Genomic DNA, 26926 nt, shown 5'->3' on the forward strand with positions numbered 1-26926 from the left:
GGCGGCTTCGTGCAGGCGGGCGGCGCGGCGGGCTTCGAGGGGGCCGGCCTCCAGGGGGCCGGGCGGCGGGGCGGCGGGCAGCGGCTCGGCTTCCTCCGCCATCTGCTGGGTGAAGGGGGCCAGCCGGTCGAGCACGGCCAGGCTGAGGGCGCGGCGGCCGGTTTCGAGGTGGCCCACCTGCGACTCGGCCACGCCCAGCAGCAGGGCCAGCTCGTGCTGACGCAGGCCGTAGTAAGCCCGCACCTGCGCCAGCAGGCTGGAGGAAGGAGTAGCGCGTCGGCCCATGCGAAAAGACTGTAGGGAAAAATGCCTGCCAAAAGAAATACCCTACAAAGATGTAGGGTATTTCTCACGAATAAAATAATTCCCTACATGCTGGGGCGGCCACTGCTTGCGGCGGCGGGGCTACCGCGCCTTGCGCCGGGTGGTGGGAGCGGCGGGCGGCAGCAGCGGAGCTTGCAGCTGGCGGTACTGCTGAAACAAAAACTCCAGCCGGCTGAGCTCGGTGGGGAAGGCGGCCGGGCGGTAGCAGGCATCCACGGCTTTGTCGAGGGTGGCGTGGGCGCGCACCAGGGCCGGGGGCATGGTGAGAGGGTCGTAGAGGGTGGCCAGGCTCTCGGTGGGGAACTCGGCCCGGGCCGCCAGCACCTGCGCGGCGGCGGCTTCCACGGCGGCTACCTGCTTCGGGCTGGGCGCGGGCGGGAAGGGGAAATTGTTGTAGACGAGTTGGCTTGAATAACGAAAGTCACTTTTCAAGCGTCCGCACACTGCCCGCATCCATGCCATGTGCATTTGCGAAGTCAGCACGCCGAATAGATAAGGCGTTGCGTTGGGCACTACGCTTACCAGATTTGATGCAATAGCAGTAGGTTCAGCAAAGCCGATAGGTACAAAACGCCGGTTTTCTGAACTCACTAGCGGCATCACCAGATAATTTGTCTCCGGCTGACGAATTTCTCCGAATAGCTGAGGGAATTGCGCTAAACGACGGGTAGCGTCTCGCGTGCTGGCTTCTCGAACTCGCTTGACGTTTGCCACCCTCTCCCGCACCTGCGGCATCTTTTGCAACTCTGAAGGAGCTACATCTTTCAACCATAGGCACCAGCGAGACCGGTTATTAATAAACTCTTCTGAGCCAAAGAAGGGACGAATAAAAGGTGCCGCGTTAGGCTCTGTTGCGAGTAACGCGGCCCTTTCCTCATCTGAGAGAATGAGGAATCCCCCATCATTAGGCATGTTCCCAAACAACATATTGGGCACATTGCTCAATGGCTTTGTGCGCTTTGCTACAACTACATTTTCCGCATCAACCAAATACGGGTTGATATTTTTCACCTTCAGCTCGTGGGCCTCGCTCTTGGGCGTGGCGTAGTCGAATAGCCGCCGCGTGGGCGTGGCTTCCAGCCCAAAACCCACAATCACGCAGAATACGTTGGCATTGCCGCGCGCCTCATTACTCCACTTAAAGGTGCGGTGCGCGAACTGAATGTGGATGTGGTAGCGGTTCAGCATCTCGCCCCACAAAATGCTCACCTGCTCGCCCTGCGTGATGCTGTTGGTGCTGACGAGGGCCACGCGCACGGCAGTCCCTTGCACGTATTGGGCGGCTTTGAGGTACCAGGCGGCCACGTAGTCGAGCACGCCGGCCCCTTGCGCCGGGCCGGCCACGGCCAGCAGCTCGCGGCGCTGCTGCTCGCTCATCAGCTTCGAGCCAATGAACGGCGGATTGCCCAGAATGTAGCTCAGCTTCTCTTTGGGGCACACGGCTTCCCAGTCGGTGGTGAGGGCGTTGCCGTGCACGATTGTGGCGGTGCGGGTGAGGGGCAGGCGCAGGTAGAGGTTGCCGAAGGCTTCGGAGAGGCGCAGGTTGAGCTGGTGGTCCATGAGCCACATGGCCACTTCGGCAATGCGGGCCGGGAATTCCTCCACCTCGATGCCGTAGGCCTGGTCCACCTGCACGCGGGCATACAGGGCCAGGTCCACGGTTTGGCCGGTGGCGCGCTGGCTCACAAAGAGGCGTTCGAGGATTTCCTGCTCCAGCAGGCGCAGCTCGCGGTAGGTCACCACCAGGAAGTTGCCGCAGCCGCAGCTCGGGTCCAGAAACCGCAGCTGTTCGAGCCGCCGGTGCAGGGCGTCGAGCCGGGGGCGGCTCTGGCCGGCGGCGGCCAGCTCCTGGCGCAGCTCGTCGAGAAACAGCCCCTGAATCACTTTCAGAATGTTGGCCTCCGAGGTGTAGTGCGCCCCCAGGTTGCGGCGCTTCACGGGGTCGGTCACGGACTGAAACAGCGAGCCGAAGATGGCCGGCGAAATCCGCGACCAGTCGAAGTACGTGCACCGAATGAGCCGCTCGCGCAGGGCCGCGTCGAAGCTCGGGAAGGGGAAGTATTCCGTGAACAAGGCCCCGTTCACGTAGGGCAGCTGGGCCAGGTAGTCGGGCAGGTGGCGCTGGCGCTCGGCGGGCGGCTGGTCGAGTATCGAAAACCACTCGGCCAGGCGGGTGCCCACGTCGGCGCCGTCGGGCCGGGTCTGGGCCTCCAGAAACTCCTGAAAGGCATTTTTCTCGAAAATGGCCGTGTCCTCGGCAAACAGGCAGAACAGGATGCGGACCAGCAGCACCTCCAGCTTGTGGCCGTGGTAGCCGCCGGCCAGCAGGGCGTCGTGCAGCTCGCCCATCAGCTCGGCCGCCCTTATGTTGGCGGGGTCCTCGGGGCGGTACTCGCGCTTCTGGTAGCCCGTGAGGAAGGCAAACAGGTGCAGGTGCTGGTGCAGCTCGGCCAGCCCGAACTCGTGCTCCGTGCCCTCGTCGAGGTCGTAGAGGCGGAAGCGGGCGAAGTCCGACACCAGAATGTACTTGGGCAGCTCGTGGTCTTTGAGGCCGGGGAAGTAGTCGCGGGCCTGCTGGCCGGCGCGGTCCAGGTCGCGGCCCCGGCTTTTGTGCTCCACCAGCAGGGTGCCCTTCCAGAGCAGGTCGATGAAGCCCTGCCGCCCGTCGGCCTTCTTGATGGGCACCTCGAAGGAGGCCACCCGGCGGCGCTTCACGTCGAAAACGTGGAAGAAATCAATCCAGAACGCCTGGGCGTCGGCGCGCTCGTCGGCGGCGGTCTGCCACTCCTGGGCGAAGCGAATGGCGCGGTCTTTTAGCTCGGAAAGGGAAAGGGGCATGGGAAAGGGGCAGCAATGGGGCCGGAAGATAGGCGGCGCCGCGCAACTCCCCCACTTCCGGCCCGCCGGCGGCTCCGTGTAGGGAAAATGCGTCGCTCACAAAAATACCCTACAGGTGTGTAGGGTATTTTCGCCGACGCCGCGTTTTCCCTACAAAGCGGTGTGGCAGGTTCCCAGCAGTGAGTGGCACGTCATGCTGATGCGCTTGCCATACGGCGAAGCTGTTTGGAAAGGCTGATTTGCCTACGCCTCTGTCATCCTGAGCGCAGCGAAGGACCTTCTCACGTCAGCATAGGCGTTGTGCTGCCGTGAGAAGGTCCTTCGCTGCGCTCAGGATGACAGACGGGTTTTGACTTCCTAAACAGCTTCCGCTGCTACAACGGCCACAACCGCAACCGAGTGGGCTGGAACGCCCGCACTACTTCCGCGCAAACGGCACCAGCACGTCATCGATGAGGTGAATGATGCCGTTGCTGCACACGATGTAGGCATTCACCAGCTCGACCGGGGCGGTGTTGGTGCCGCTCACGAAGACGTGCGGGGCCTGCCCGCTCACCTTCATCGCAAACGCGGCATTGAGCGTGCGCAGGCTCTGGCCGGCTTTGAGGGCCTCGGTGGGGTAGCGGCCGGGCACCACGTGGAAGCGCAGCAGCAGCTCCTGCTGGTGCTGGTCGAGGCCCTGGCCACTGCTGCTGGCAAAGCCGAGGCCCCGCTCTTCGAGGTGGGCAAAGGCCTCGTTGGTGGGCACGAATACGGTGTACTGCTGTTTGGGCGAGCCGTTGAGCAGGGAATCGAGCCGGGCGGCTTTCAGGCCGGCGTAGCATTTCGAGGCAATGCCCATCAGGGCCAGGGTCTGGGCCACGGTTTTGCCGGCGGGGGCCGGGGCGGGCTTCAGGGTTTGGGCGGGCGAACCGAGCGCGAGGGCCAGGCAGCTAAGGAGTAAACAGAGGCGCATGGGCGGGGCAAGTTTGAAGCAATATATAGGAGTTGTACCGAAAACACCCCCTCCTGCCCTGGCCTCCAAACGCAAAAGCCCCGCGCACCTTGCGGCACGCGGGGCTTTTAGGTTTTAGTCGCGGACTAAAAGTCCGCGCTACGGAGGGCTAGCGGCGGCGGCGGGGCTTCTCGTCTTCGTCCTCGTCGTCGTCGTCATCCTCGCCGAAGCTGGGCATGGTGAACATCGAGGAGAGCAAATCCTTGAACTGCGCGCCGGCCGTGAGGCGGTTGCGCGAAATCAGGCTGTGCTCGGCCAGGCCGTGGAGCAGGAATTCCATCAGGAAGTAGGTGTGCTCGGGCGTTTCGTTGGGGTGCAGCTCGTTCACGATGTCGCGCAGGCCGGGGACTTCGTCCAGGGCCTTGCGGTAGGCGGCCGTGTCGGCGTCGTGCAGCAGGTCCAGGGTGTGGCCGTTGCCGAACCACTCCTGCACGGTTTTGTAGGGCGAGGGGCGGTTTTTGAGCTTCTTCGACTTGTCGGGGTCAGGGAAATAGTTCAGGAACAGCGTGCGGATGGCTTTGCCCATCAGCTTCTCGGCCACGATGCCGGCCCCCTCCTGCTCGCCCTCGTACACCAGCTCTACCTTGCCCGTCACGGCGGGCACGGCCGAGATGAAGTCGCCCAGGCGCACGTAGGTGTTGCTTTCGCCGTTTACCAGCGCCCGGCGCTCGGCTCCGGCAATCACCTGCTCGTAGGCCGAGATGGTGAGGCGGGCCGACACGCCCGACTTGGCATCCACGAACTCGGAGCCGCGCGCCTCCACGGCCACCTGCTCCACCAGGTCGTGGATGATTTCGTTGCTGGTCACCATGCCGCGCTGCTCGTCTTTGATGCGGGCTTCCTGCTTGGTGATGCGCTTGCCGATTTCAATCGACTTCGGGTAGTGGGTGATAATCTGCGCGTCAATCCGGTCCTTGAGCGGCGTCACAATGCTGCCCCGGTTGGTGTAGTCCTCCGGGTTGGCCGTGAACACGAACTGGATATCGAGCGGCAGCCGCACCTTGAAACCGCGAATCTGAATGTCGCCCTCCTGCAGAATGTTGAACAGCGACACCTGGATGCGGGCCTGCAAATCGGGCAATTCATTAATTACGAAAATGCCCCGGTGCGCCCGCGGAATCAGGCCGAAGTGAATCACCCGCTCGTCGGAATACGGCAGCTTCAGGGTGGCGGCTTTGATGGGGTCGGCGTCGCCGATGAGGTCGGCCACCGATACGTCGGGCGTGGCCAGCTTCTCGGTGTAGCGCTCGTCGCGGTGCAGCCAGGCCACGGGCGTGTCGTCGCCTTTTTCTTCAATGAGGTTTTTGGCGAATACCGACAGCGGCTGCAGCGGGTCGTCGTTCAGCTCGGAGCCGGCCACCACGGGCGTGTACTCGTCGAGCAAACTCACCAGCAGGCGCGCGATGCGGGTTTTGGCCTGGCCGCGCAGGCCCAGCAGGTTGATGTGGTGCCCGGCCAGGATGGCGCGCTGCAGCTCCGGAATCACGGTTTCGTCGTAGCCGAAGATGCCGGGGAAAACGTCTTCTTTGTTTTTGAGTTTCTGAATCAGGTTGTCCCGCAGCTCGGCTTTCACGGTGCGGGGAGTATAACCACTGGCGCGAAGCTGGCCCAGGGTGCGGATGGTTTCGTGCTTCATACAGGACGTTGGCGGGAAACTGTCTTCCCAAGGTGTTTAACCGCGAAAGGGGGGCTGAGGTTCAGGCGGCCCCGCCTTGGAAAAGCCGGAACCGGTTTTACCTTTCGCGGCTGAATAATACGCGGGCAATTACGCCCGTAGCCAGCCGCTTCCGCCTCCTTTTCTGCACCCTTTCCGCCCGCGCCCGCTCCCATGACTGAATTCGGCATTATCGGCCTGGTTATTCTGATAGTTACGTTGCTGGTTTCCTACCAGGGATTCAAAAACCCGAGCTACTTCGACCAATATGCTTTCCGCATCAGGGACATCCGCTACGGCCACCAGTACTACCGGCTGCTGACGTCGGGCCTGCTGCACACCGGCTGGGTGCATCTGCTGCTCAACTTTCTCACGTTCTACTACTTCAGCAGCGGCGTGGAAATGATGGTGGGCTTTCGCAGCTACCTCCTCATTTACCTGGCCAGCCTGATTGGCGGCAGCCTGGTGTCGCTGGCCCTGCACTGGCACGAAGACGACTACACGGCCGTGGGCGCATCGGGGGCCATCAGCGGGCTGGTGTTTGCGGGGCTGGCGCTGTTTCCCGGCCTAGAGGTGGGCTGGCCGGGCCTGTACGTGCCGGGCTGGCTCTACGGGATGCTCTACGTGGTGTACTGCGCCTACGGCATCACCACGCGGCGCGACAACATCGGCCACGATGCCCACCTGGGCGGCGGGCTGGTGGGCCTGCTCACCGTCATCCTCATGCGGCCGGAGCTGCTGAGAACCAACTACCTCGTCATTGCCGCCATTCTGGTGCCGGCCGTGGCCTTCGCCTACCTGCTCATCAAAAAGCCCGAAGGCCTGCTGCGCGGCAGCTTTTTCGCCTCGCCCACCTACGAAACCGTGGACGACCGCTACCAGGCCCAAAAGCGCCGGCAGGAAGCCGACCTCGACGCGCTGCTGGACAAAATCAGCCGCAAAGGAATGGAAAGCCTCAGCGTCCGCGAGAAAAAGGAGCTGGAAAAGCTGTCGCGGTAGCTAACTACCATCTGTCATCCTGAGCGCAGCGAAGGACCTTATCCCGTCTGAGCAGTCGTTGCTCTGGTGTGATAAGGTCCTTCGCTGCGCTCAGGATGACAGACGAATTGGAACTTCTACAGCGTCTTGCGGCGGTTTTTCTTGTAGTCCTCAAACACCAGGTGGCCCAGCCCTTTCAGGCCCGAGTAGTAGGCTTTGCCCTGGTTCACCTCGGTAAATTCCTCCACGAACTTCTGCAGATACGGGTCGGAGGTAATCATGAACGTGGTGATGGGAATCTTCACGCGGCGGGCGGCGGCGGCCAGGTTCAGCGTCTTGTTCACCACCTTGCGGTCGAGGCCGAAGCTGTTTTTGTAGTAGCCGCCGGGCTCTTTCAGGCAGGTGGGCTTGCCGTCGGTAATCATGAAAATCTGCTTGTTGGGCGTTTTGCGCTTGCGGAGCAGGTCCATGGCCAGCTCCAGGCCAGCCACGGTATTGGTGTGGTAGGGGCCCACCTGCAGGTAGGGCAAATCCTTGATTTCAATCTGCCAGGCGTCGTTGCCGAACACGATGACGTCGAGGAAATCCTTGGGGTATTTCTGCTTCACCAGCTCGGCCAGGGCCATGGCCACTTTCTTGGCCGGCGTGATGCGGTCCTCGCCGTAGAGTATCATCGAGTGCGAGATGTCAATCATCAGCACGGTGCTGGTCTGCGACTTGTGCTCGTTTTCGCGCACTTCGAGGTCGCCCTCGGTCAGCATGAACTCGCCGCTCTCCATGCCGTGGTTGAGCTGGGCGTTGCGGATGGATTCGGTCATCTGAATCGACTCCAGCGAATCACCAAAGCGGAACTCGCGCAGGTCGGTGCTCTGCTCGTCGCCCTGGCCGGTGTGGGGCGTGCGGTGGTTGCCGGTGCTGCTTTTTTTGAGCTTGCCGAAAATCTCCTCCAGCGCCGATTTGCGGATACCCTGCTCGGTTTTGGGCGTAATCTTGAACTCGCCCTTTTGCTGCTCGTTCTCGTCGATGTAGCCCTTTTTCTTCAGGTCATCGATGAAGTTGCCCATGCCATAGTTGTCGTCGGTGAGGCCGTACTGCTTGTCCAACTCGTTGAGCCAGGACAGCGCCTCGCCCACGTCGCCGGAGGTGATGGTGACAAGCTGCATGAATAATTTGAATAAAGACTCGAAGCCCTTTTCGGGCTGGTCTTCGGGCACAAAATCGCGGAAGCGGAAGCCAACGGCCATAATACGTAGTGATTAATGATTAACGGTTGATGATGAATTGCCGTGCGACGGGCAGGATGCGTTAATCCGGATTGACACTAGCAAACACAGCGCCCCCGCCCAATGTTCATCCGGTACGCCCACTCTGATTAACCATTTATCACTAACCATTACCCTCTGATGAAAGCCATCTGGAACAACACCGTCGTGGCCGAAAGCGACGACACGGTTGTGGTCGAAAACAACCACTATTTCCCCGCTGATTCCATCAAAAAAGAGTTTTTTGAGGACAGCATCGCCCAAACCAGCTGCCCCTGGAAAGGCCGCGCCAGCTACTACTCGCTGAACGTGAACGGCGAAAAAAACAAGGATGCCGCCTGGTATTACCCCGAGCCCAAGGATGCCGCCAAGGAAATAAAAGGCCGCGTAGCCTTCTGGAAAGGCGTGAAAGTGGAGAAGTAAACCTTTTACTCTCGATTTATTGACCGTCATGCTGAGCGCAGCGAAGCATCTTGCCCGCATAACTAATCCACTTGATTGGGTTTACTATTGCGGTAGAGATGCTTCGACTGCGCTCAGCATGACGGTCTTCTTCATTCTTATGCAAGCCCAAACTGCGCAAGAATCGGGTTTCCTGCGCCTGTTCCGAATGCGAATTTTGTAGTCAATCAACCCCTTGAACTCATGACTGACTACCAGCGCATCGAAGCCGCCCTGACTTACGCCCAGGCCCATTTCCGGGCCCAGCCCGATTTGGAAGCCATGGCCGCCCAGGCCCACTGGAGCCCGTTTCACTTCCAGCGCAAGTTTCAAGAATGGGCAGGCGTGTCGCCCAAGAAATTCCTGCAGTTTCTGAGCCTCGACCACGCCAAGCGGCTGCTGCGCCAGCGCGCCTCCGTGGCCGAAGCCGCCGACGAAGCCGGCCTCTCCGGCACCGGCCGCCTGCACGACTTATTCGTGACCCTGGAAGCCATGACGCCCGGCGAATACCGCCACGGCGGGGCCGCCCTGGCCATCGAATACAGCTTTGGCGACAGCCCCTTCGGGCGCTACCTGGTGGCTTCCACGGCCAAAGGCCTCTGCAAGCTGGTGTTTACCGCCGATGACGCGCAGGCCCTGGCCGAACTGCGGCAGGAATGGCCCAATGCCGCTTTCATCGCCGCCGAAGCCGCCGCCCATGCCCAGGTGGCGGGCTTTTTCACCCGCACCTTCTCCCCCGCCCAGCGGCTGCACCTACACCTGAAAGGCACGGCCTTTCAGCTCAAAATATGGGAGTCGCTGCTGCGCATTCCGGAAGGCGAGCTGCGCACCTACGCGCAGGTAGCTGCCGCCGCCGAGCAGGATGCGGCCGTGCGGGCCGCCGGCACCGCCATCGGGGCCAACCCGGTGGCCTACCTCATCCCCTGCCACCGCGTCATTCGCGGCACGGGCGAGCTGGGGCAGTACCGCTGGGGCGCGCCGCGCAAGGCCGCGCTGGTGGGCTGGGAAGCGGCGCAAACCGCCCAATAGCTCAATCCTTCGGCGGCGGCAGGGGCTGCACCCGCACCGCGCGCGGGTTTAGGGTATCGACGTAGAAGCGCAGGCGGGTGAAGTCGTTGCTAACGGCGTATGCCTGCTCGTGCGGGCGCTGCGGCGGCCGGAACTTCGGCAGCTGCTTCAGGGGCAGCTCGAACAGGGCTTCGGGGTGGGCTTTGGGCACGACGACCAGCTTTTGGCCGGCTTCTACCAGCAGGTACACGCCGGCCGCCCGCGCCCACACGCGGGCCAGGTCGCTCGCCAGTGCATAATCGGGCGCGAAGCGGAACGAACGCAGCACCCGGCCGCTGGTGCTCAGCACAAAGGCGGTGGGCAGGCGGCGCTGGGCGGGCGTGGTCACGAAGTCGTAGCTGGTTGTGGCGGCCGCTTCCTTTCCAGCGTGTTCCAATGATTCGGCGGCGTCGGCGGCCGGCCTGGTACCGGCGGGCCGGGCTACGTAGTCGCCGTATTCGTACATCACCAGCAGGGTGGTGTCGCTCAGAAAGCGCGCCACGCGCAGCTGCGCGTGGGGTTTGCCGAGCTTCAGCGGCGGCTGGCCCGCCCGCAATACCTCCGAACAGGTGAGCACGGCGCGGCCCGAGGGCGAGAGGCGCGGGTCGCAGTCGGGCGCGTCGGAATAGGCCGGGCCGCCCGTGCGGTGGTGCCGCACCCGGCCCTGGCGGTCGAGCAGCAGCGTGGTCTGCCAGCCCACGTCGCTGAACGGGATGCCGGGGTAGCACACAAACACCAGCGCATCGAGGGCCGCGCTGTAGCCCAGGTAGCTGGGTGGCGGCAGATTGGTCACCGTCACGTCTTCGCGGGGCACCAGGCCGTAAAAATCCGGCTTGTGGAGCTGGCGCCGAAACACCACGGCCCGCCCGGCCGAATCGCGCAGCGTGAGGGTGTAGGTTTCGGCATAGCCCCGGATGCGGCGCACCGGCCGGGCGGTATCGCCCGGCACCGCGAAAGCCTCCCCCACCAGCCCGGGCGGAGCAAAGTCAAGCGGCCTGGTCGAGTCCGTTGCGACCTGCACCGACAGTCGAAAATGCCTGCTGCCAAGCGGAATGAGCGAATCGCGGGGGCCGGGCTCCCGGCTGAATGCGCGCGTGAGGTCGGCGGTGTCGGCGGCCGGCGGCCCGGCGGGGGCGGCAACCGGCTGCGCCGGCGCGGCCGATTCAGGCTGCTCGGCCGGGTGGGCAGCCCGGCGCGTTTCGCAGGCCGTCAGCACGGCCGTCAGGCTGAAACCGAGCAGGCAATGGTTGAAAAAGGTCATGTGGTTCGGGAAATCCATCGCAAGAAAGCACGAACCGCCGCCCGGCAAATGCCAAGCGGCGGTTCGTGCTTTCTTGCGGCAGCCGCTTGCCCGGAAACCGGGCGGCCGGCCCTACTCCACCACCAGGCGCTGGGCCTGCTGGCCGCTGCGCACCACGTACACGCCGGCGGCCACGCCAACGGGCAGCGTCAGGCGGGCGGTGCCATCGGCTTCGGCGGTGGCGGCGGCCACAGTGCGGCCCAGCGCATCCAGAATTTCCACGGCGGCCCCGGCGGGCAGGCCGTCGGCCGTGAGGGTAGCCTTGGCCGGGTTGGGATATACCGAGAAGGCGGCGTTCAGCATCGGGCTAAAGGCCACGGAGCGCACGGGCGAGTAGCTGGCGGTGCCGTCGGCATCGTCCTGGCGCAGGCGGTAGAACAGCTGCTTAACACCGGCCGGCAGCCGGCCATCGAGCAACGCGTAGGTGCGGCGCGCGGTGCTGGTGCCCGCGCCCGCCACCGTGCCGATGGCCGCAAACACCTGCCCGTCGAGGCTGCGCTCCACGGTGAAGCCGGCGTTGTTGCGCTCCGAGGCCGTGGTCCAGGCCAGGCGCACGGCGGCTGGCCCTTCGGCCTGGGCCGTGAAATCGACCAGCGTAACGGGCAGGGGCTCGGCCGCCGTGCTCACCGTGAAGAAGGACAGGCTGGCCGCAGCCGGCACCGTGCCGGTCACGGAGCGGCCGGTGCCGTTCTGCGCGGCGCTGATGCGGGCCCAGCCCGAGCCCGCCACCGGCGCGGCCGCGCGGCCCCACACCTGGGCATTGGCCAGCGAAGCGGTGAGGCCATGGTCGTTGGCCGCCAGCCAGCCGAGCACCACCTGGGCGTTGGTGAGCGGGGCCGAGGTGCGCCAGATTTGGTCGATGCCCTGGTTGGTGCCGGCGGCATTGGTGCCGTAGCTCGTCTGGGCAGTGGCAAGGCCGGCCGTGCGGGTCACGGTCAGGTTGGTGAGGGTGGCGCCCGGCGTGATGGACAAACCGTTGGCAAACGCGGTGGTGGCTCCGCCCGGCACGCTGGCTTTCACGGCGGCCAGGTTGCCGGCCACGTAGCGGGTGCTGGTTTCGCCGCTGAGCGTGGCCCCGTTCACCAGCCGCAGGGTCGCGGCGGCATCGGTGGTCACCATGCCGCTGGTGAGCGTGAGCGCGCTGGTCACGTCGGCGCTGCTGCCGGCGGGCAGGCTCACGCCGCCGCTGCTATTGTCCACGGTGAGGTTGGCCAGCGCGGCCCCGTTGAGGCTGAGCTGCTGGGCGGCGGCCCCGTTCAGCGTGACGGTGCTGGCGGTGCCGGGCGTGAGGGTGGCCCCGCTGGCGTTCAGCAGGTTGCCGCCCACGTAGAGCTGGTTGGCGCCGCTGCTCAGGTCGAGCGTGCCGCTGCTGTTATCGAGCGTGCCGCTGGTGGTGAGAATGGCCCCGCCCGTGAGGCTGATGGTGGCGCCGTTGTTGGTCAGGTCCTGGGCCAGGGCCGGCGCGGCGGGCAGCAGGCCGCCGGCCAGAAGGAGAAGCAGTTTTTGCATGAGCTTTCAGGTAAAAATCAGCAAGCTGCCGGGCTAGTCGAGCTTGCCGAGGGTCCAGTTGGTGCCGTCCGAGATGGCAACGACGGTTTTGGCCTGGTTAGCGTTGGGGCTGGCATACAGCGTGTAGGGCGATGCGGTGGAGCTGCTGCCCGCGAAGACGGAGCCGCCCGCCGCGCTGATGATGGCGTTGGTGGTGGTGCTGTTGTTGCGCAGGTAATAAATCCGGCCGGGGCAGGCGCTGGCGGCGGGCAGGCTGTAATACTGATTGCTCGTGCTGGTGGGGTTCAGCACGTAGTAGCCGCCAATCAGGGTGGTGGAGTTGATGGCGCCCTGGTCGAGGCCGTTGGGACTACTCGCGCTTCCGCTTCCGCCATAGTTGGTTACGACCCCGACGGCAAAGGTGCCGTTGACTTGCAGGGAGCTGCTGGGGGCCGAGGTGCCAATGCCCACGCTCACGGCGTCGTTGCTGCCCCGCGAATTCCCAAGCACCAGCGAGTTGCCCTGCGCGACGCTGGCCCCGTTGCCGAGGGCGTAGGCGTCGTAGAGGCCGGCGCTGGCCTGCGAGCTGCCCCCGATAAGAATGTTATTGGCATTGGAAGTCAGGTCGCTCCCGGCGCTGGCCCCGACGACAATGTTATTGCTACCGGTAATATCGGTGCTGCTAGTATACCCCGCATTATTGCCGATAAACACGTTGTTGGTGCCACTGGTCAGCCGGATGCCGGCTTGGCCGCCCAACAGGGTATTGCCGCCGCCGGTGGTATTCTGGCCCGCTCCGTAGCCGACGAACGTGCTAAAATTGTTGTTGAGGGACTGCCCGGACCGCGCACCCACGATAACGTTGTAGTTGGCCGTGGTCAGCCCGACGCCCGCGTTAAAGCCCAGCATCACCGATGAAGAGCCGGGCGAGTTGTTGCCCAGCGTCACCCGGCCGTTGGCAAACACCCGGAACGCCTCGGCGTTGTTGCGCTTTACGATGAGGTCCTCGTCGTTGAGGCTGCCGATAAACTGATTGCCGTTGAGGGTGTTGCCACTCAGGCTCCAGCCACTGTTGGGGATGGTGGCCCAGGTGTTGTCGCCGCGCAGGAAGGTGGTGGCGCTGGCCGTGCCCGTGGCCGAAAGCTCCGCAATGCCAATGGCGTCATCGGCCACGGCGGCGTTGGTCACGGCGTTGGTGGCCAGGCCGGGGCTGGGGTAGGTGCCGCTCAGCACGCCGCCGGCCGGGCCGGTGGGCGTGGCCGTGTTGGCGTTGGGAATGCTCACCCAGTTTCCCCCAAAGGCATACCAGAAGCCGGTGGTGTTGTCGGTCTGAAACACCATCAGGCCATCGGGGGGCGAGACAATGGCCGTGCGCTGGGCCTGCGTGAGGCGCGGAATGAGCAGGCCTTTGTTGGTGGCCGAGATTTCGAGGGCGGCTTTGGCATTGGGCGTGGCCGTGCCGATGCCCACGTTCTGGGCCTGCACGGCCAGGGGAAGCGCGGCCGCAGCAGCCAGCAAGGGTAAGCGTAGTTTCATGAAAGTCGGGTAACTGAGGATGGAAAAGAAAATACCGGAAAGCGAATTGATTGGTGCAAAATTCACGGTTCAGCTTAACGGCACCATGCCCGCCGTGTCCCCTGTTTAGGTGACACGGCGGGCATGGGCGGCTCGTTCGGCTACGCGGCTTACTCCACCACCAGGCGGCGGGTCAGGCGGCCGCTGCGCACGGCGTACACGCCGGCGGCCAGGCCAGTGGGCAGCGTCAGGCGGGCGGTGCCATCGGCTTCGGCGGTGGCAGCGGCCACGGTGCGGCCCAGCGCATCGAGCACCGTCACGGCGGCCCCGGCGGGCAGGCCGGTTACGGCCACGGCCTCGCGGGCCGGGTTGGGATAGAGCGCGAGGTCAACCTTCCCTCCGGCCGTCACCACGCGCACCGGCGAATAGGTGGCCGTGCCGTCGAGGTCCACCTGCCGCAGGCGGTAGTAAATGGGGGCCTGGGCGCTCGGGGAGCCGGGAGCCTGGTTATCGAGGAAGGCATAGTCCGTCGGGCTGGTTGTGGTGCCCTGGGCGGCCCGTTCGCCAATGCGCGCAAACGCACGCCCGTCGGTGCTGCGCTCCACCTCAAAGCGGGCGCTGCTTTTCTCCGAAGCCGTGCGCCAGGCCAGCGCCACGGCATTGCCCTGTGCCGCCGCCGTGAAGGCCAGCAGCTCGACGGGCAGCGGCGTGGCGCTGCCGGTGAGGTAGAACTCCGAAAAATGGTCGGGTACGCTCACCTGGGCCACAAACCACGCCACGCCGTTGCCGGGGGTGCTGGCGCTCACCGCCAGCGTGCGCGCCTCGGCGGTGGCGGCGTTGTTGCTCAGCTGGCAGTCCTCGTTGGGGCCGCTGTACTGGGTGCTTTTCAGGCTGGCATAGCTCACGCTGGCATCGGCGGCCTGCAGACGGGCAAACTCGGAGGTCAGGCCGTAGAACCGGACGTTGACGCTGCTGCCCGCGAAGGTGCCGTTGGTGGCCGTGAGGTGCCAGTTGCGGTCGAGGTACTTGTGGGCGCGCCCATCCTGGCGCACCGCGCTGGCCGAGCCGGTAATCAGGAAATCGACGCGCACCGTGCCCAGGGCGGCGCGGGTGTCCTGAATGGCGGCCACCACCTGGCCGTTAGACGCCAGCAGGTAGTGCCAGGCCCCGTCGCCGGTGGCCGTGTAGTTTGTGGTGCTCAGGCAGCTGGCCACAGCATCGTACACCTTCAGCACGGCAAAGGCCGGGGCGCTGCCCGACGAAACGCCGCTGGTCGTGACCACCACCGGGCTGCTGCCCAGCGCCGCGCCCGCCGGCACCGTGGCCGTGAGCGACGTGGCCGACGTGAACGTGACGCTGGCCGCCGCCACCCCGCCGAAGCTGACGGTGCTGCCGCTGGTGAAGCCCGTGCCGGTGATGACCACGGGCATGCCCGGCAGCTCGGCGCTGGCGCTCAGGGCCGTGATGGTGGGCGGCACCGCGTAGGTGATGCTGAACGGCGTCGCCGCCGCGTTGTCGTTGCCGACCGCATCCTGGGCGCGGCCGGCCGCAATGTTCACCGTGATGGTAACCGGGCTGCCACTCGGCGTCACGGTAAAGGTGTACTGGCGGTCAGTCACCGTGGTGAGGGCGCTTTTGGTGCCGCCGCTCACCGTGATGTCGCCGATGGCGAAATTCGCAACGTCTTCCGAAAATGTGACCGTGAAGGGAACGGGCGTGGTGCCGGTGCTGCTGCCCGAAGGGCCGGCCGCGCTGCTGATGGTCACCGTCGGGGCCGTCGTATCCACCGTGAAGGTGTTGGTGCTGCTGTTCAGGCTCACGGGCTGGCCGCTGTCCTGGGCCGTGGCGTACACCGTGTGGGAGCCCTCGCTCAGGGCCGTGGGCTGGGTTTTGCTCCAGTTGCCGTTGCCGGCGTTGGCCGTTACCGTGCCGATGCTCACGCCGTCCACGTACACCGTGACGGTGCTGCCATTGGCTGCGGTGCCGCTGTAGGTGGGCGTGGTGTCGTTGGTACTGGCGGCGTCGGCGGGCGTATCGACCCGCGGGGCGGCCGTGCGCAGGGTGAGGGTCACGTTTTTGGTCGCGGCCGCGCTGGCAGTGGTGCCGTCGCTGGCCACAAAGCTCACCGTGCGCGTGCCGGCAGTGGGGCTGCCGGCCGTGTTGTTGTACGTAATGGCCCGCAGCGCCGCCTGCCACTGCGCCACGGTAGCCGTGGGGCCGGCCGAGGTCAGCGCGAGCGTGCCCGTGCCGGCGGTGTAGGTGGCGCTGATGTTGCCAAACGTGGCGCTGCTGGTGTTTATAAACGCCAGCACGTCCTGGGCGCTCTGGAAGTTGGTGGTCAGCCGCACCGTGGCCGAGGCCAGGGTAGCGTTGTCGATATCGGACACGGTCAGGGCCGCATCAACGGCGACGGCACCGCCGCCCTGGGTCCAGGCCGTGCTGCCGCCGCTGGTCGCCACCACCGGCGCGTCGTTCACGGGCGTCACGGTGGTGGTGGCCGAGGCCGAGTTGTTGCCGGCGCTGTTGTCGGTGGTGGAGCTGCTCACCGTGGCGGTGGCCGAAATGGTGCCGCCCTGCCCGGGAGCCGTGATGGCAACCGTAATGGCTGGGGCCGCGCCCACGCTCAGCGAGGCGCGCGTGGCCGTGACGGTCCCGCCCGACTGCGAGCAGGTCCAACCCGTGCCGGTGGCCGAAATGAACACCGCCCCGGCCGGCAGCGACAGCGTAACTGTCAGGCTGCTGGCGGTGCTGGGGCCGGCGTTGCTCACGCCGATGGCGTACGTCAGCGTCGAGCCCTCGTTCACCGGGTCGGGGCTGTCGGTGAGCGATACCGACAGGTCGGTCACCGTCGTCACCGTGAAATTGCTGCTGCTGCTGCCCGTGCCGTCGCTGTTCTGCACCGAGATGGTGCCCGTCGTCGCGCCCGTCGGCACGGTGGCCGTAAGTTGGGTGTTGCTGTTCACCGTGACGGTGGTGGCGGTGGTGCCATTAAAGCGCACCGTCACCGTGCCCGCGCTGGTAAAGTTGGTGCCGGTAATGACGATGCCGCTCGTGCCCACCGGCCCGCTCGCGGGCGTGAAGGAGGTGACGGTGGGCGTCTCGTTCACGTCGCTCACCGCGATGGTGAACGTCTTCTCAAAAAATAGCCCGCCCGCGTCGGTGCTACGGATTTTAATGCTGTAGCTGCTCTTCGTCTCAAAGTCAAACGACCCATTCGTCGTGAGCGTGCCGCTGCTTTGCATGTTGAACCAGCCGTTGTCGGCGCCCCCTGCGGCGAAGGTGTAGGAAAAGGTTCCGCCCTGCGCGTCGGTGGTGCTGAAAGTGCCCACCAGGGTGTTCACCGGCTGGTTTTCGGCCACGCTGGCGTTGCTCAGGCTGATGTCGGTGGGCGCGGTGTTGGGCACCGTCACCGTGAAGCTGCCGCTGCTGCTGGCCGAGCCGCCGGGCGTGGTGGCGCTAATGGTGCCGCTGCTGCTGCCGCTGCCCACCGTGAAGGTGAAGCCCGTGGCCGTGGGCGTGCCCGTGAGGGTACCCTGCGTGCCGTTCACCGTCACGGCCGAAACCCCGGCCAGGTTGGTGCCCGTCACCGTCACGGCGGTGCCCACCGGCCCGCTCGTGGGCGTGAAACCCGTGATGGTGGGCGCGGGCACGGTGCCGCCCTGCTCGTAGCGGCTGATGGTGCCGTCGCCCCGGCCCACCAGCAGGTCCAGCAGGCCGTCGCCGTCGATGTCCGTCACGCAGGGCTTGGCGTTGCTGCCCGCCGAAATGCTGTTGAAGTTGGTCGTTAGCTGATTGACGACAATGCTGCCAGCCGACGCCTGCTCGTAGCGGTACAGGGCCCCCGTGTTCAGCCCCACCAGGATGTCAATGCGCCCGTTGCCGTCCAGGTCCACGCAAAACGGCGCGGCATTGCCCGACAGCTGCAAATTGTTGAAGTTGGTGTTGAGGCGGATAAAGTCGTCGGTGTTGAAGGCATTCTGCTCGGAGTGGCTGATGATGCCGTCGCCCTTGCCCACCAGCAGCTCCAGGTAGCCGTCGCCGTCGAGGTCGGTCATGCTGGTTACCGTGTTGTTGAGGGTCGAGATGTTCGACAGGTTGTTCTGCACCAGGTCAAACGTGCCCGCGCCCGCGCTCGTCTGCTCGTACTCGCTCACCGTGCCGTCGCCGCGCCCCAGCACCAGGTTGTAGAGGCCGTTGCCCTCCAGGTCCACGATGGCCACTGTGGCCTCGGTGCCCATATCAATGACGGCGTTGCTGCTGGTGCGCAGGCTGCCCAGCGCCGAGAAGGTCGTGCCGTTCACGGTATTCTGCTCGTAGCGGGCAATGGTGCCGTCGCCCACCCCCACCAGCACATCGAGGCGGCCGTTGGCGTCGAGGTCGGCCACGGCGGGGGCCGCGTTGGTGCCGACGGTCACCCCGGCAAAGCCACTGGTCACCAGCGAGTACGTCACGCTGCTGCCCCGCATCACCGTGAAATCGGAGGCCGAAAACCCGGGGCCGGCGCTGGTCGTCACGTTGATGGGCATCGTCGAGGCCGCCCGGGGCACGGTGGCCGTAATCTGGGTATTGGAATTGACGGTGAACACCGCCGACAGTTCCCCAAACCGCACGCTGGTGGCCCCCGTGAAGCCGGTGCCGGTGATGGTGACGGTGCTGCCGGAGGCCCCGCTCGTGGGCGAGAAGCCCGTGACGGTGGGCTGGGCCCAGGCCGCCGCGCTGCTTAGCATCAGCAGCAGCAGCCCCAGGGCCAGGAGCCGGGGTGCGGTAGTAAGCCGGCAAAAAAATGCAGGAAGTAATGAGTGTTGCATAAGGTAATGGATGAGCGGAGTGGTTGCAGCTACAAAATTCTGCCCCTTCGCAGGCACTGCTCACACCCGGCGTGTCACCTGTTTAGGTGACACGCCGGATACTGCCCGGCTGCGACTTACCCTGCACCTTTGCTCTCGCTATGCCAAATTTTGCCTTCCCCGTCAGCCTGGCCATCGTCGAAGACGATGCCCGCGTGCGCAGCCTGCTGCACGAGTACCTGAGCTTCCAGCCCGAATTTACCTGCGCCATCGTGGTCGATTCGGTAGAGGCGCTGTGGGATGAGCTGCACCTGAGCCTGCCGCCCCGCGTTCTGCTGCTCGACGTGAGCCTGCCCGGCCAGACCGGCATTCAGGCCCTGCCGCTGCTCCGCAAGCGCCTGCCGGACTCCGACATCATCATCCAGACCATGCACGACGACCCCGACCGTATTTTTCGGGCGCTGCGGGCCGGGGCCACGGGCTACGTGGTGAAAAACGCCACCAGCCTGCCCCAATACAAACAGGCCATTCTGGACGTGCTGGCCGGCGGCGCGGCCCTCTCGCCCTCGGTGGCGCGCAAGGCGCTGGCGCATTTCCAGCCCGCGCCCAGCCAGCAGGCCGGGCTGCTTTCCACCCGCGAGCAGGAAGTGCTGCTGGCCATGGTTGAGGGCCTCACCGAAAAGCAAACCGCTGCCCACCTCGACATCTCGCCCGACACCGTGCACACCTACGTCAAGCGCCTCTACGACAAGCTGAAAGTGCGCTCCAAGGCCGAGCTGCTGAGTCGCGCCGCCAAGGGCGACCTGTAGCCCGCCCGCTACGGCAGCTGCCGCAGGCGCACCTGCCACCCCCCGGGCACGGGGCCGGCGGCCAGCTCGGCCCGCAGCAGCCCGGCCCGCTGCCGCATGTTGCGCAGGCCCTGCCCCGCCCGGCCGGGCACCTCCCCGGCCCCGCCCCTGCTGTCAATGGTGAGCTCCAGCAGCGGCGTGAACCCCAGGCTGACCCGAATGGGCGTGCCCGGCGCGGAATATTTCAGCGCATTGGTCACCGCCTCCTTGAAGATAAGGTAGGTGTGCTGGCGCACGGCCGGCGGCAGCGGCTGGTCTTGCCCGAGCGGCAGGCCTTTGTCGCTGAACGGTAAATCGCGGCCCGTAGCGCGGGCGGTGGCATCGAGGTGGTCGCGGATGCGGTCAACCAGCGCCCCCAGGGTATCGGCGCCGGTATCCACGCTCCAGATGATGTCGCGCACGGTGCTGGCCGCCGCCCGGCTGTCGTCGACCAGCGTGGCGAGGCGGGCGGGCGGCCCCTGCTGCAGCTCGCGCAGCAGCTCGGCCTGCATGGTGACGCGGGTCAGCAGCGAGCCCACTTCGTCGTGCAAATCGGCGGCGAGGCGGGCGCGGAGGGCGTTTTCGCGGCGCAGCTGGCGCAGGCGGCTGCGCTGCCAGCCATACACGGCCGCACTGGCGGCCAGGGCCGCCAGCACCCAGGTCAGGGGGCGGTTCCACCACTCGGCCGTCACGGTCAGGGGCAGGCGGATGGTATTGGCGGTGGGCACGCCCTGGCTGCTTTCGCCCCTGATTTCGACCGTGTAGTGGCCGGGCGGCAGGCCTTGCAGCCGCAGCTGCGGCGTGGTGCCCAGGCCCAGCCAGCGGTCGGCCAGCCAGCCGCGCACCCGGTAGGCGTAGCGGGCGCGGCTGGGGTCGAGGCTGTTGGTGAGGGCCAGGTGCAGGTCGACCAGGGGCAGCGTGGGGTCCAGGTGCAGGCCGGGCAGCGGGTCGGTGGGCAGCAAGTGACGGGTACGGCTGGTTTCGGCCGAAGTGCCCAGGGCCGTGTAGCTGGTGAGCAGCAGGCGGGGCGCCACGGCGCTGGCCCCGGGCACCTGGCCGGGATAGATGCGGTGCAGCCCGGCCACGCCTCCCAGCAGCAGCGAGTTGTCGCGCGGGTCGGTGTAGGCGGCCAGCGCGTTGCACTCGTTCGACAGCAGCCCCTGAGCCGTGGTGAACACCGCCAGGCGCCCCGTTGCGGGCTGGTAGCGCACCAGCCCCTGGTAGGTGCCCAGCCACAGGTAGCCGCCCGCGCTGGGCAGGATGGTGGCCACCGAAGCATTTGGCAGCCCCTGCCCCAGCGACAAGGCCACGCGGGCGCGGCCGGCCGCGTCAATCACAGCCAGGCCGTGGGCGCGCGTGCCCACCCAGAGGTTGCCGTCGGGCGCCAGGTACAGGCAGCGGGCCCCGTCCACGGCCACGCGGCGCGGGGCGGCCGCCGCCGGCCCAAACTCTTCGCGCTGGCCCGTGGCCAGGGTGAGGCGCAACACGCCTTCCGGGGTGGCCAGCCACAGGTGGCCGCGGCCATCGGGGCACACCGCCTCGATGATGCGCCCCTCAAACGGCGGGCGGGCCCCCGCGGGCTGGCCCGGCACCGTATAGGCCCGGTAGGCCTGCTCGGCGGCATCGTAGTACAGCAGCCCCTGTTGCGTGCCCGCCCACACCCGGCCCGTGGCGGGGTCCTGCACCAGCGAGCGCACGCCCGGCTCGTTCAGCGCCTGCCCGAGCACCGGCAGCCGGTTGAACATGCCCGACTGCACATTGAAGCGCAGCAGCGGATAAGCGCCCGCCACCAGCCAGTCGCCGCCCGGCCCCAACGGGCCCGGCACCGCGCCCATCAGCACGGGGGCATTGCCCGTGGGCAGGATGGCAGCCGCCCAGCGCCGCAGCGGGGCCAGCGGCGAGTCGGCGGCCTGGGTCAGGATGCCGGCTTCGTAGCTGCTCACCAGCAGGCGGCCATCGGGCAGGCGCACGCTGGCGCGCACGCTGTAGGGGTTGCCGCCCGGCCCCGGCAGGCCATGAATAAATACCGGCGCGGCCGCCCGGTTCCAGCACCCGCGCGTGCCCGTGTCGAACACCCACCAATGGCCCACGCCATCGGCCCGCAGCTGGCCGCGCCACACGGCCGTGGGCCAGGGCGGCAGCGGCAGGCTGAACCGCGGGCGCAGCTGCGGGTCGGGCCCGGGGGTCCATTCCAGCTGCAGCACCTGCTTGGGCAACAGCAGCGCCGGGCCGGCGGCGCTACGCAGCAGCTGCACCGGCTGTACCGGCTGCACCGGCTCATTTCCGCTTTGCTTGTTCCACACCACGTGCTTCACCAGCCGGCCGTTGGGGCCGGTCCGGTAGGCGGCCCCGGCGCTCAGCAGCCAGGGCCGGCCCCGGGGGTCGTACACGGGGCGCAGGGTCGCAAACGGCACCAGCCGCCACCTCCCCAGCAGCCGGCCGGTGGGGCCGAGCTGGCAGGTAATGCTGTCGTTCACCAGCCAGAGGCTGCTATCGGGGGCGGCCCAGGATTCGACCAGCTGGTCAGTGGGCCGGAACCGGCCGGTCTTCTGCCCGGCAGGGGTGTACGCCTGCAGGCCGCCGTGGCTTTGCGAGGCCAGCACCTGCCCGTGGGCGCCCAGCGCCAGCGACTCGATGCTGCGGCTGCGGCTGCCGGGGGCCGGCAGCGGCAGGGCCTGCATGGCCCCGTTCGGGCCGAAGCGGTAGAGCCCGGCATCGGTGCCCAGCCAGAGCTGGCCGTCGGGCAGCGGCAGCAGGTAGTTGCAGGGCACGGCGGGCAGCACCGGCCCGCGCCGCCGCAGCGCGTTGATGGACACCAGGCGGGTGCCGTCGAAGCGGTACACGCCGTCGTCGGTGCCCACCCAGAGCAGGCCATCGGCCGTGGGCACCAGCGTGCGCACCATCAGGCTGCTCAGGGCTTCGCTGGGCAGCCAGCCGGCCGAAGCGGCCGGCTGCGCTGCGCTCGTCAATGGCAGCAGCAATGCCCAAAGCGCAAAGAATAACCGCCACACATTCATGGGGGCAAGTTACGGTCAGGCACGGGCTTTCAGATTTCGAACCGGCGCTTTTGAGCCTGTCAGCCCCGGCGCTGCCAGGTGCCCCCCCTGCCCTGACGCCACCTACCCGGGCCTATTCCGGCAGAAAACGGCCCGGACTGCGCCCCGCCTCCCGGCCACGCTAATACAGCTCCAACCGCTTGTTAATGCACTGCGGGCCGATTTGCAGCCGCACGGTGTAGATGCCGGCGGGCAGGCCTCGGGTTGGCAGGCTGCTGCCGGGCTGCCCGGCTCCGCCAGTCAGGGTGGCTGCCCCCACGGCCTGGCCCAGCGCGTTGTAAATCGTGGCCGGCACCAGGCCCGCGGCACCGGCTATCCGGATTTGCACGGCCGTGGCTCTATCGGCCGGGTTTGGGTAAAGCACAAACGCGGGGGCCGCTGCCGCGCCGGCCGCTGCCAGCGGGCTGGAAGCCGCATTCAGCCGCACACTCACCGTATTGCCCGGTTGGTTCGGCGTTACCAAATCGATGTCGCCGTCCGCGTCCAGGTCCCCGGTCAGGATGCTGCCCGGCCCGCCACCCACCTGCACATCGCTCAGGCTGCTAAACGTGCCGCGTCCGTTGTTCAGCCGCACATTCACCGCGCCACTGCCTCCCCCGGTGCCCGTAGTGGCAGTCAGCAAATCCAGGTCGCCGTCCCCGTCAACGTCGGCCAGCGCTACCGCCTGTGGGCTGCTGCCCGCGCCGATGCTCACCGCAAGGGCGCCCGCAAAGGTGCCGTTTCCGTTGTTCAGGCACAGGCTCAGCGAATTGCTGCCGGCATCGGCTGTCACAAAATCGAGGTCGCCGTCGGCATCAACATCGCCGGCCACCAGCCCCGCGGGACTGGTTCCCACGGCCACGTCGGCAGTGCCGGAAAAAATGCCGCTGCCGTTGTTGAGCCGAATGCTCACCGTGCCGTCGGTGGCGTTGGCGGCCAGCAGGTCGAGGTCGCCGTCGAGGTCCACATCGCCCATCACTACCTGGCTGGGGCCGGCCCCAACGGCCACCTCTGCCCCAACGCTGGGCGTGTAGCCCCCGAGGCCGGTATTGAGGCGCACGCTCACGGAATTGCTCAGGGCGTTGGCCGTGAGCAGGTCCAGGTCGCTGTCGCCGTCGATATCGGCCACCACCAGGCTTTGGGGCCGGCTGCCGACGCCCACCCGGAAGAGGCCGGAGAATGTGCCGGCCACATTCGTCCGCACGCTCACGGTGTTATCCAGGTTGTTGGCGGTCAGCAGGTCGAGGTCGCCGTCGAGGTCCACATCGGCCAGCACCACACTTATCGGCGAGGCCCCTACGGCCACGGTGGTGTTGCCCGAAAAGCTGCCGCTGCCATTGTTGAGCCGCACGCTGACCGAGTTGCCCGCCGGGTTAGTGGTGAGCAGGTCGAGGTCGCCGTCGGCATCCACGTCCCCCACAGCGGCCCCCAAGCGGGCATTGCTGGCGGCGGCGGCAATATCTGCCCCCGGGCCAAAGAAGCCGCTGCCGCCCGTGGTAGCCGCCGTGAACTGGTACACGTAGGGCACGGCGTAGTTGAGGCTGTTGGTGCTTTCTACTGTGGCCGGAATGGTGACTTCCACGGTTTCGCCGGGCTTCAGGGCCGCTACCTGGCCGCTGGCGGCCCGCTGCATCAGGCGCACCGTGCTGGAGGTGGGGGTTGTGCTTAGGGCTGAGAAAGTGGTCTGTACGCCCCGGTATTGCAGCGAGTGCAGCGCAATCAGCCCGGCCGTGCGGGCCATGATGGGCTGCGAAAGCGCCACCTCGGCCGGGGCGGTCCGGCTGGCCGAAACGGCATTGGGCGCCGGATTGAGCAAAGCCCTCACAACGGTGGGCCGCTGCGCCCGGGCCGGGGCCAGGCTCAGCGCCAAAGCACAGGCAGGCAGAAAAATACGAACGTGGAAAAGGAGTTTCATACACAAAGAAAAGGCCGGATGGAAGTTTCCATCCGGCCTGATAGGTCATCTGCGAGTGCCTGGCGAGCCTGGTCAGCAGCTACGAAATCCACTTAAACTTATACTCCAGCTTGGGCACGGGCATGCGGTCGGCCACGCGGCGCAGGCGGTTGGGCAGGGCCATGATGTAGTCGCGGGCGCGCTCGGCCTCACCGTTCAGGTCCTTGATGTGCTCGATGTCCCAATCGGTGATGAGCGAATCCAGAATGTCGGTGTAATCGGCGCTGGTGTACACGCCCAGGCGCTGGGCGGCATCGGTGAAGTGGCCGAAGGTTTTGCCCATTTCCACGCCCATCTCGCGCATGTAGTGGGCGGGCATCACAATCTTCTTGCGCATCATGTCCTCGAAGGCCAGCATCATCTCGCTGGGGTCGAGCTCGAAAATCTTGCTCACGAAGGCCTTGTACACGCGGGCGTGGCGGGTTTCGTCGCCGGCAATCATGCCGCAGATTTTGGAGAGCTGGTCGTCGCCGGCCTTGCGGGCCAGCTGGCCCACGCGGCGGTGCGAGATGTTGGTGGCCTGCTCCTGGTAGCTCGTGTACACGAAGGCGCGGTAGGGGTCGTTGGCCGTGCCGAGGTCGAAGGCGTCGTTGATGAGGTACTGGGTGCTCACCTCAAACTCGCGCATGTTCACGCGGCCCGAGAGGTACAAATAGCGGTTCAGCAAGTCGCCGTGGCGGTTTTCCTCGGCCGTCCAGCCCCGAATCCACTCGGCCCAGCCGTTGTTGCGGTCGCGGTTGATGTTGTCGAGCTCGTGGAACCAGGCCTCGTAGTTGGGCAGGGCTTCCTCGGTGATGGTGTCGCCGATGAGCACGGCCAGCAGGTCGTAGCTGAGGGTGCCGGCTTTTTCGCGCAGCTCTTTTACTTCGTCGAAAAACGTGTCGCGGCGCGAGTCGGGCAGGTAGTCGGCCGGTTGCCAGCTGTCTTCCACGCTTTTCAGGAAGGTGTCCATGTTGGTCTTCAGCCATCCTTCCATTTGCTGAAGTACTTCGCCGCGGGTTATCGATATGGAGGTTTGCATGGGGTGGGGCGAAAAAACGTGAAGGGGTTGTGAAGAAACGCTTATCGCACAACAAAGGTCTGCCTCAACCGTAGGGGGCCGGGTATAAGATTATGGCATTGGGGGTAGCGAAAGGCGGCAAACGGGCCTTTTCAGCGCCAGAATCAATGTTCCGGCCACGGCTGCACGTGGTAGGGCACTGCCTTGCCGGGCGGTGGCGCCGCCCCTTCCGGAGACAGCAGCTGCCGGGCTCCCCTGGCGCGAAAGCGGCGGCTGAGCCAGTGGGCGGCCTCGGGCGTGAGCCGCCAGACTATTTCGGGAGGCGCGCTGTAGCTGCGGCGCCGTGCAAGGCGCCGCAGGCATTCGGTTTGGTCGGAGGTGCCGGTCAGGGCGCGGCGCAGCGCTGGCTGGGAGGCATCAGACGCGGGCCAGCCGGTGAGCAGCAGCACCGGGCCGGGGCCGGGGGAATACGTCCGGAAGGGCGAGTTGCTTTTCAGGAAATCGTTGGTACCGGCCAGGATGCGAACCGGCCGCCCCCCCGCACGCCGGAGGTCACTGAGGGCGCTTTCGTGGCGGTGCTGCTCCAGCCGCAGCACCTGGTGGCGGTGCCAGGTTTTGGCGGCGTAGAGGCCCGCTGGCACCAGCACGGCAAGGGTAGCGAGGCGGATGCCAACCATGCGCCGGCCGATTTGACCGGTCGGCCCCCCGCCCCCGGCCAGGCGCTGCCGGAACTCCTTCCGCAGGCGCCAGCCCAGGTAAACCAGGTTGGTCAGCAGCCAGAACAGCACGATGCAGATTGCCTGCTCGTCGCTCACCCGACCCAGCCAGCCCAGCGCAAAAAGCCCCGCCGCATACCCCACCTGCCCCAGCCAGAAAGCGGCCTGCCGGCCCAGCCAGGGGCCGGCAGCGGGAAACAAGCCATCGTCGTGGCAAGCGTTGGCGAGAAAGGCCAGGTTGGTAAGCAGCCAGAAATCCAGCAGCGGCAGCGCCAGCCGGGGCGGCAGCTTGAGGATGCCAGCCAGCAGCACCAGTGCTCCACCAAAACCCGCCTGCACCAGCCAGAACCAGCCGTGGCGGCCCCGGCGGCGGGCTGCCGCCACGGCCGTGGCCGCCAGCGCCAGCAGCAGCGGGAAGTAGTCGCGGGCCAGCAAAACGGCCCGCAGCCGCAGCTTGGCAGGCACTTCGCGGGTCAGAAATTCGGTCGCATCGAAACGATAGGCCCGTTGGGCCAGGCCCTCATTCACCACCGTCGAATCGCCGAACAACCACAGGCCCACGGCTGCCGTGCCGAGGCTGTCGGCCGGTGTGCGCGGCGCTGGCCGGAGCTGGCTGTAGTCCAGCACGCGGGCCAGAAAGGCATCGCGGCGCTGGGCGCGGGCCTCGGCAGGCGTTTGCTGCCCGTGCAGCAGGCCGGTGGCCAACGCCAGCCCCAACGCCGCGCTGCCCAGCACGGGCGCCGCCCGCCGCCAGCTGCCGGCCAGC

17 protein-coding genes are annotated in these 26926 nt (G+C 66.3%); 4 read left to right on the forward strand and 13 right to left on the reverse strand.

Translation table 11 applies throughout. The features are described 5' to 3' along the window. The 4 genes from ACYVHT_RS22510 to ACYVHT_RS22525 form a co-directional block, all read right to left on the reverse strand. Window positions 1-285, reverse strand: a 285-nt coding sequence (locus ACYVHT_RS22510) for a helix-turn-helix transcriptional regulator (RefSeq protein ID WP_460557510.1), incomplete at its 3' end; no start/stop codon positions are given. Window positions 286-405: 120 nt separating this feature from the next. Next, window positions 406-3162, reverse strand: a complete 2757-nt coding sequence (locus ACYVHT_RS22515; protein WP_460557512.1) for a class I SAM-dependent DNA methyltransferase — start codon at window positions 3160-3162, stop codon at window positions 406-408. Between the two features lie 418 nt (window positions 3163-3580). Further along, the gene (locus tag ACYVHT_RS22520; RefSeq protein ID WP_460557514.1) at window positions 3581-4117 is read right to left on the reverse strand and encodes a fasciclin domain-containing protein; all 537 of its coding nucleotides are present in this window, start codon (window positions 4115-4117) and stop codon (window positions 3581-3583) included. A gap of 148 nt (window positions 4118-4265) precedes the next feature. After that, the gene (locus ACYVHT_RS22525; RefSeq protein WP_460557516.1) at window positions 4266-5792 is read right to left on the reverse strand and encodes a P-loop NTPase family protein; all 1527 of its coding nucleotides are present in this window, start codon (window positions 5790-5792) and stop codon (window positions 4266-4268) included. 192 nt (window positions 5793-5984) lie between these two features. On the opposite strand from ACYVHT_RS22525, the gene ACYVHT_RS22530 reads away from it, so the two are divergent. Continuing rightward, on the forward strand, window positions 5985-6809 hold the full coding sequence (locus ACYVHT_RS22530; RefSeq protein WP_460557518.1) for a rhomboid family intramembrane serine protease: 825 nt from the start codon (window positions 5985-5987) through the stop codon (window positions 6807-6809). A 116-nt stretch (window positions 6810-6925) separates the two neighbouring features. On the opposite strand, the gene ACYVHT_RS22535 is transcribed toward ACYVHT_RS22530, so the two are convergent. Beyond that, window positions 6926-8032 (reverse strand): vWA domain-containing protein, encoded by a 1107-nt coding sequence (locus tag ACYVHT_RS22535; protein WP_460557520.1) that lies wholly within the window; start codon window positions 8030-8032, stop codon window positions 6926-6928. Between the two features lie 159 nt (window positions 8033-8191). Here ACYVHT_RS22535 and ACYVHT_RS22540 point away from each other — a divergent pair, with 159 nt between their 5' ends. Together ACYVHT_RS22540 and ACYVHT_RS22545 are read left to right on the forward strand one after the other, a co-directional pair. Beyond that, window positions 8192-8473, forward strand: a complete 282-nt coding sequence (locus ACYVHT_RS22540; protein WP_460557522.1) for a DUF427 domain-containing protein — start codon at window positions 8192-8194, stop codon at window positions 8471-8473. 222 nt (window positions 8474-8695) lie between these two features. Further along, window positions 8696-9520: a methylated-DNA--[protein]-cysteine S-methyltransferase gene (locus tag ACYVHT_RS22545; protein WP_460557524.1), complete on the forward strand. Its 825-nt coding sequence runs from the start codon at window positions 8696-8698 to the stop codon at window positions 9518-9520. Between the two features lies 1 nt (window position 9521). Here ACYVHT_RS22545 and ACYVHT_RS22550 read toward each other — a convergent pair whose 3' ends face one another. From ACYVHT_RS22550 to ACYVHT_RS22565, 4 genes are all read right to left on the reverse strand, one after another. Continuing rightward, window positions 9522-10799, reverse strand: coding sequence for a hypothetical protein (locus ACYVHT_RS22550; protein ID WP_460557526.1), 1278 nt, complete (start codon window positions 10797-10799; stop codon window positions 9522-9524). A gap of 111 nt (window positions 10800-10910) precedes the next feature. Continuing rightward, on the reverse strand, window positions 10911-12347 hold the full coding sequence (locus ACYVHT_RS22555; RefSeq protein ID WP_460557528.1) for a T9SS type A sorting domain-containing protein: 1437 nt from the start codon (window positions 12345-12347) through the stop codon (window positions 10911-10913). Window positions 12348-12380: 33 nt separating this feature from the next. Then, the gene (locus tag ACYVHT_RS22560; protein WP_460557530.1) at window positions 12381-13862 is read right to left on the reverse strand and encodes a hypothetical protein; all 1482 of its coding nucleotides are present in this window, start codon (window positions 13860-13862) and stop codon (window positions 12381-12383) included. A gap of 149 nt (window positions 13863-14011) precedes the next feature. Continuing rightward, window positions 14012-18649, reverse strand: a complete 4638-nt coding sequence (locus ACYVHT_RS22565; protein ID WP_460557532.1) for an IPT/TIG domain-containing protein — start codon at window positions 18647-18649, stop codon at window positions 14012-14014. Window positions 18650-18789: 140 nt separating this feature from the next. Here ACYVHT_RS22565 and ACYVHT_RS22570 point away from each other — a divergent pair, with 140 nt between their 5' ends. Beyond that, window positions 18790-19437 (forward strand): response regulator transcription factor, encoded by a 648-nt coding sequence (locus ACYVHT_RS22570; protein ID WP_460557534.1) that lies wholly within the window; start codon window positions 18790-18792, stop codon window positions 19435-19437. Window positions 19438-19445: 8 nt separating this feature from the next. Here ACYVHT_RS22570 and ACYVHT_RS22575 read toward each other — a convergent pair whose 3' ends face one another. The 4 genes from ACYVHT_RS22575 to ACYVHT_RS22590 all read right to left on the reverse strand — a co-directional run. Next, on the reverse strand, window positions 19446-22436 hold the full coding sequence (locus ACYVHT_RS22575; protein WP_460557536.1) for a sensor histidine kinase: 2991 nt from the start codon (window positions 22434-22436) through the stop codon (window positions 19446-19448). Between the two features lie 196 nt (window positions 22437-22632). Beyond that, window positions 22633-24405 (reverse strand): FG-GAP-like repeat-containing protein, encoded by a 1773-nt coding sequence (locus ACYVHT_RS22580; RefSeq protein WP_460557538.1) that lies wholly within the window; start codon window positions 24403-24405, stop codon window positions 22633-22635. Between the two features lie 79 nt (window positions 24406-24484). Then, window positions 24485-25465: an acyl-ACP desaturase gene (locus ACYVHT_RS22585; protein WP_460557540.1), complete on the reverse strand. Its 981-nt coding sequence runs from the start codon at window positions 25463-25465 to the stop codon at window positions 24485-24487. Window positions 25466-25608: 143 nt separating this feature from the next. Further along, window positions 25609-26926: hypothetical protein (locus ACYVHT_RS22590; protein ID WP_460557542.1), on the reverse strand; the 1318-nt coding region annotated here is incomplete at its 5' end.

The organism is Hymenobacter daeguensis (assembly GCF_054780555.1).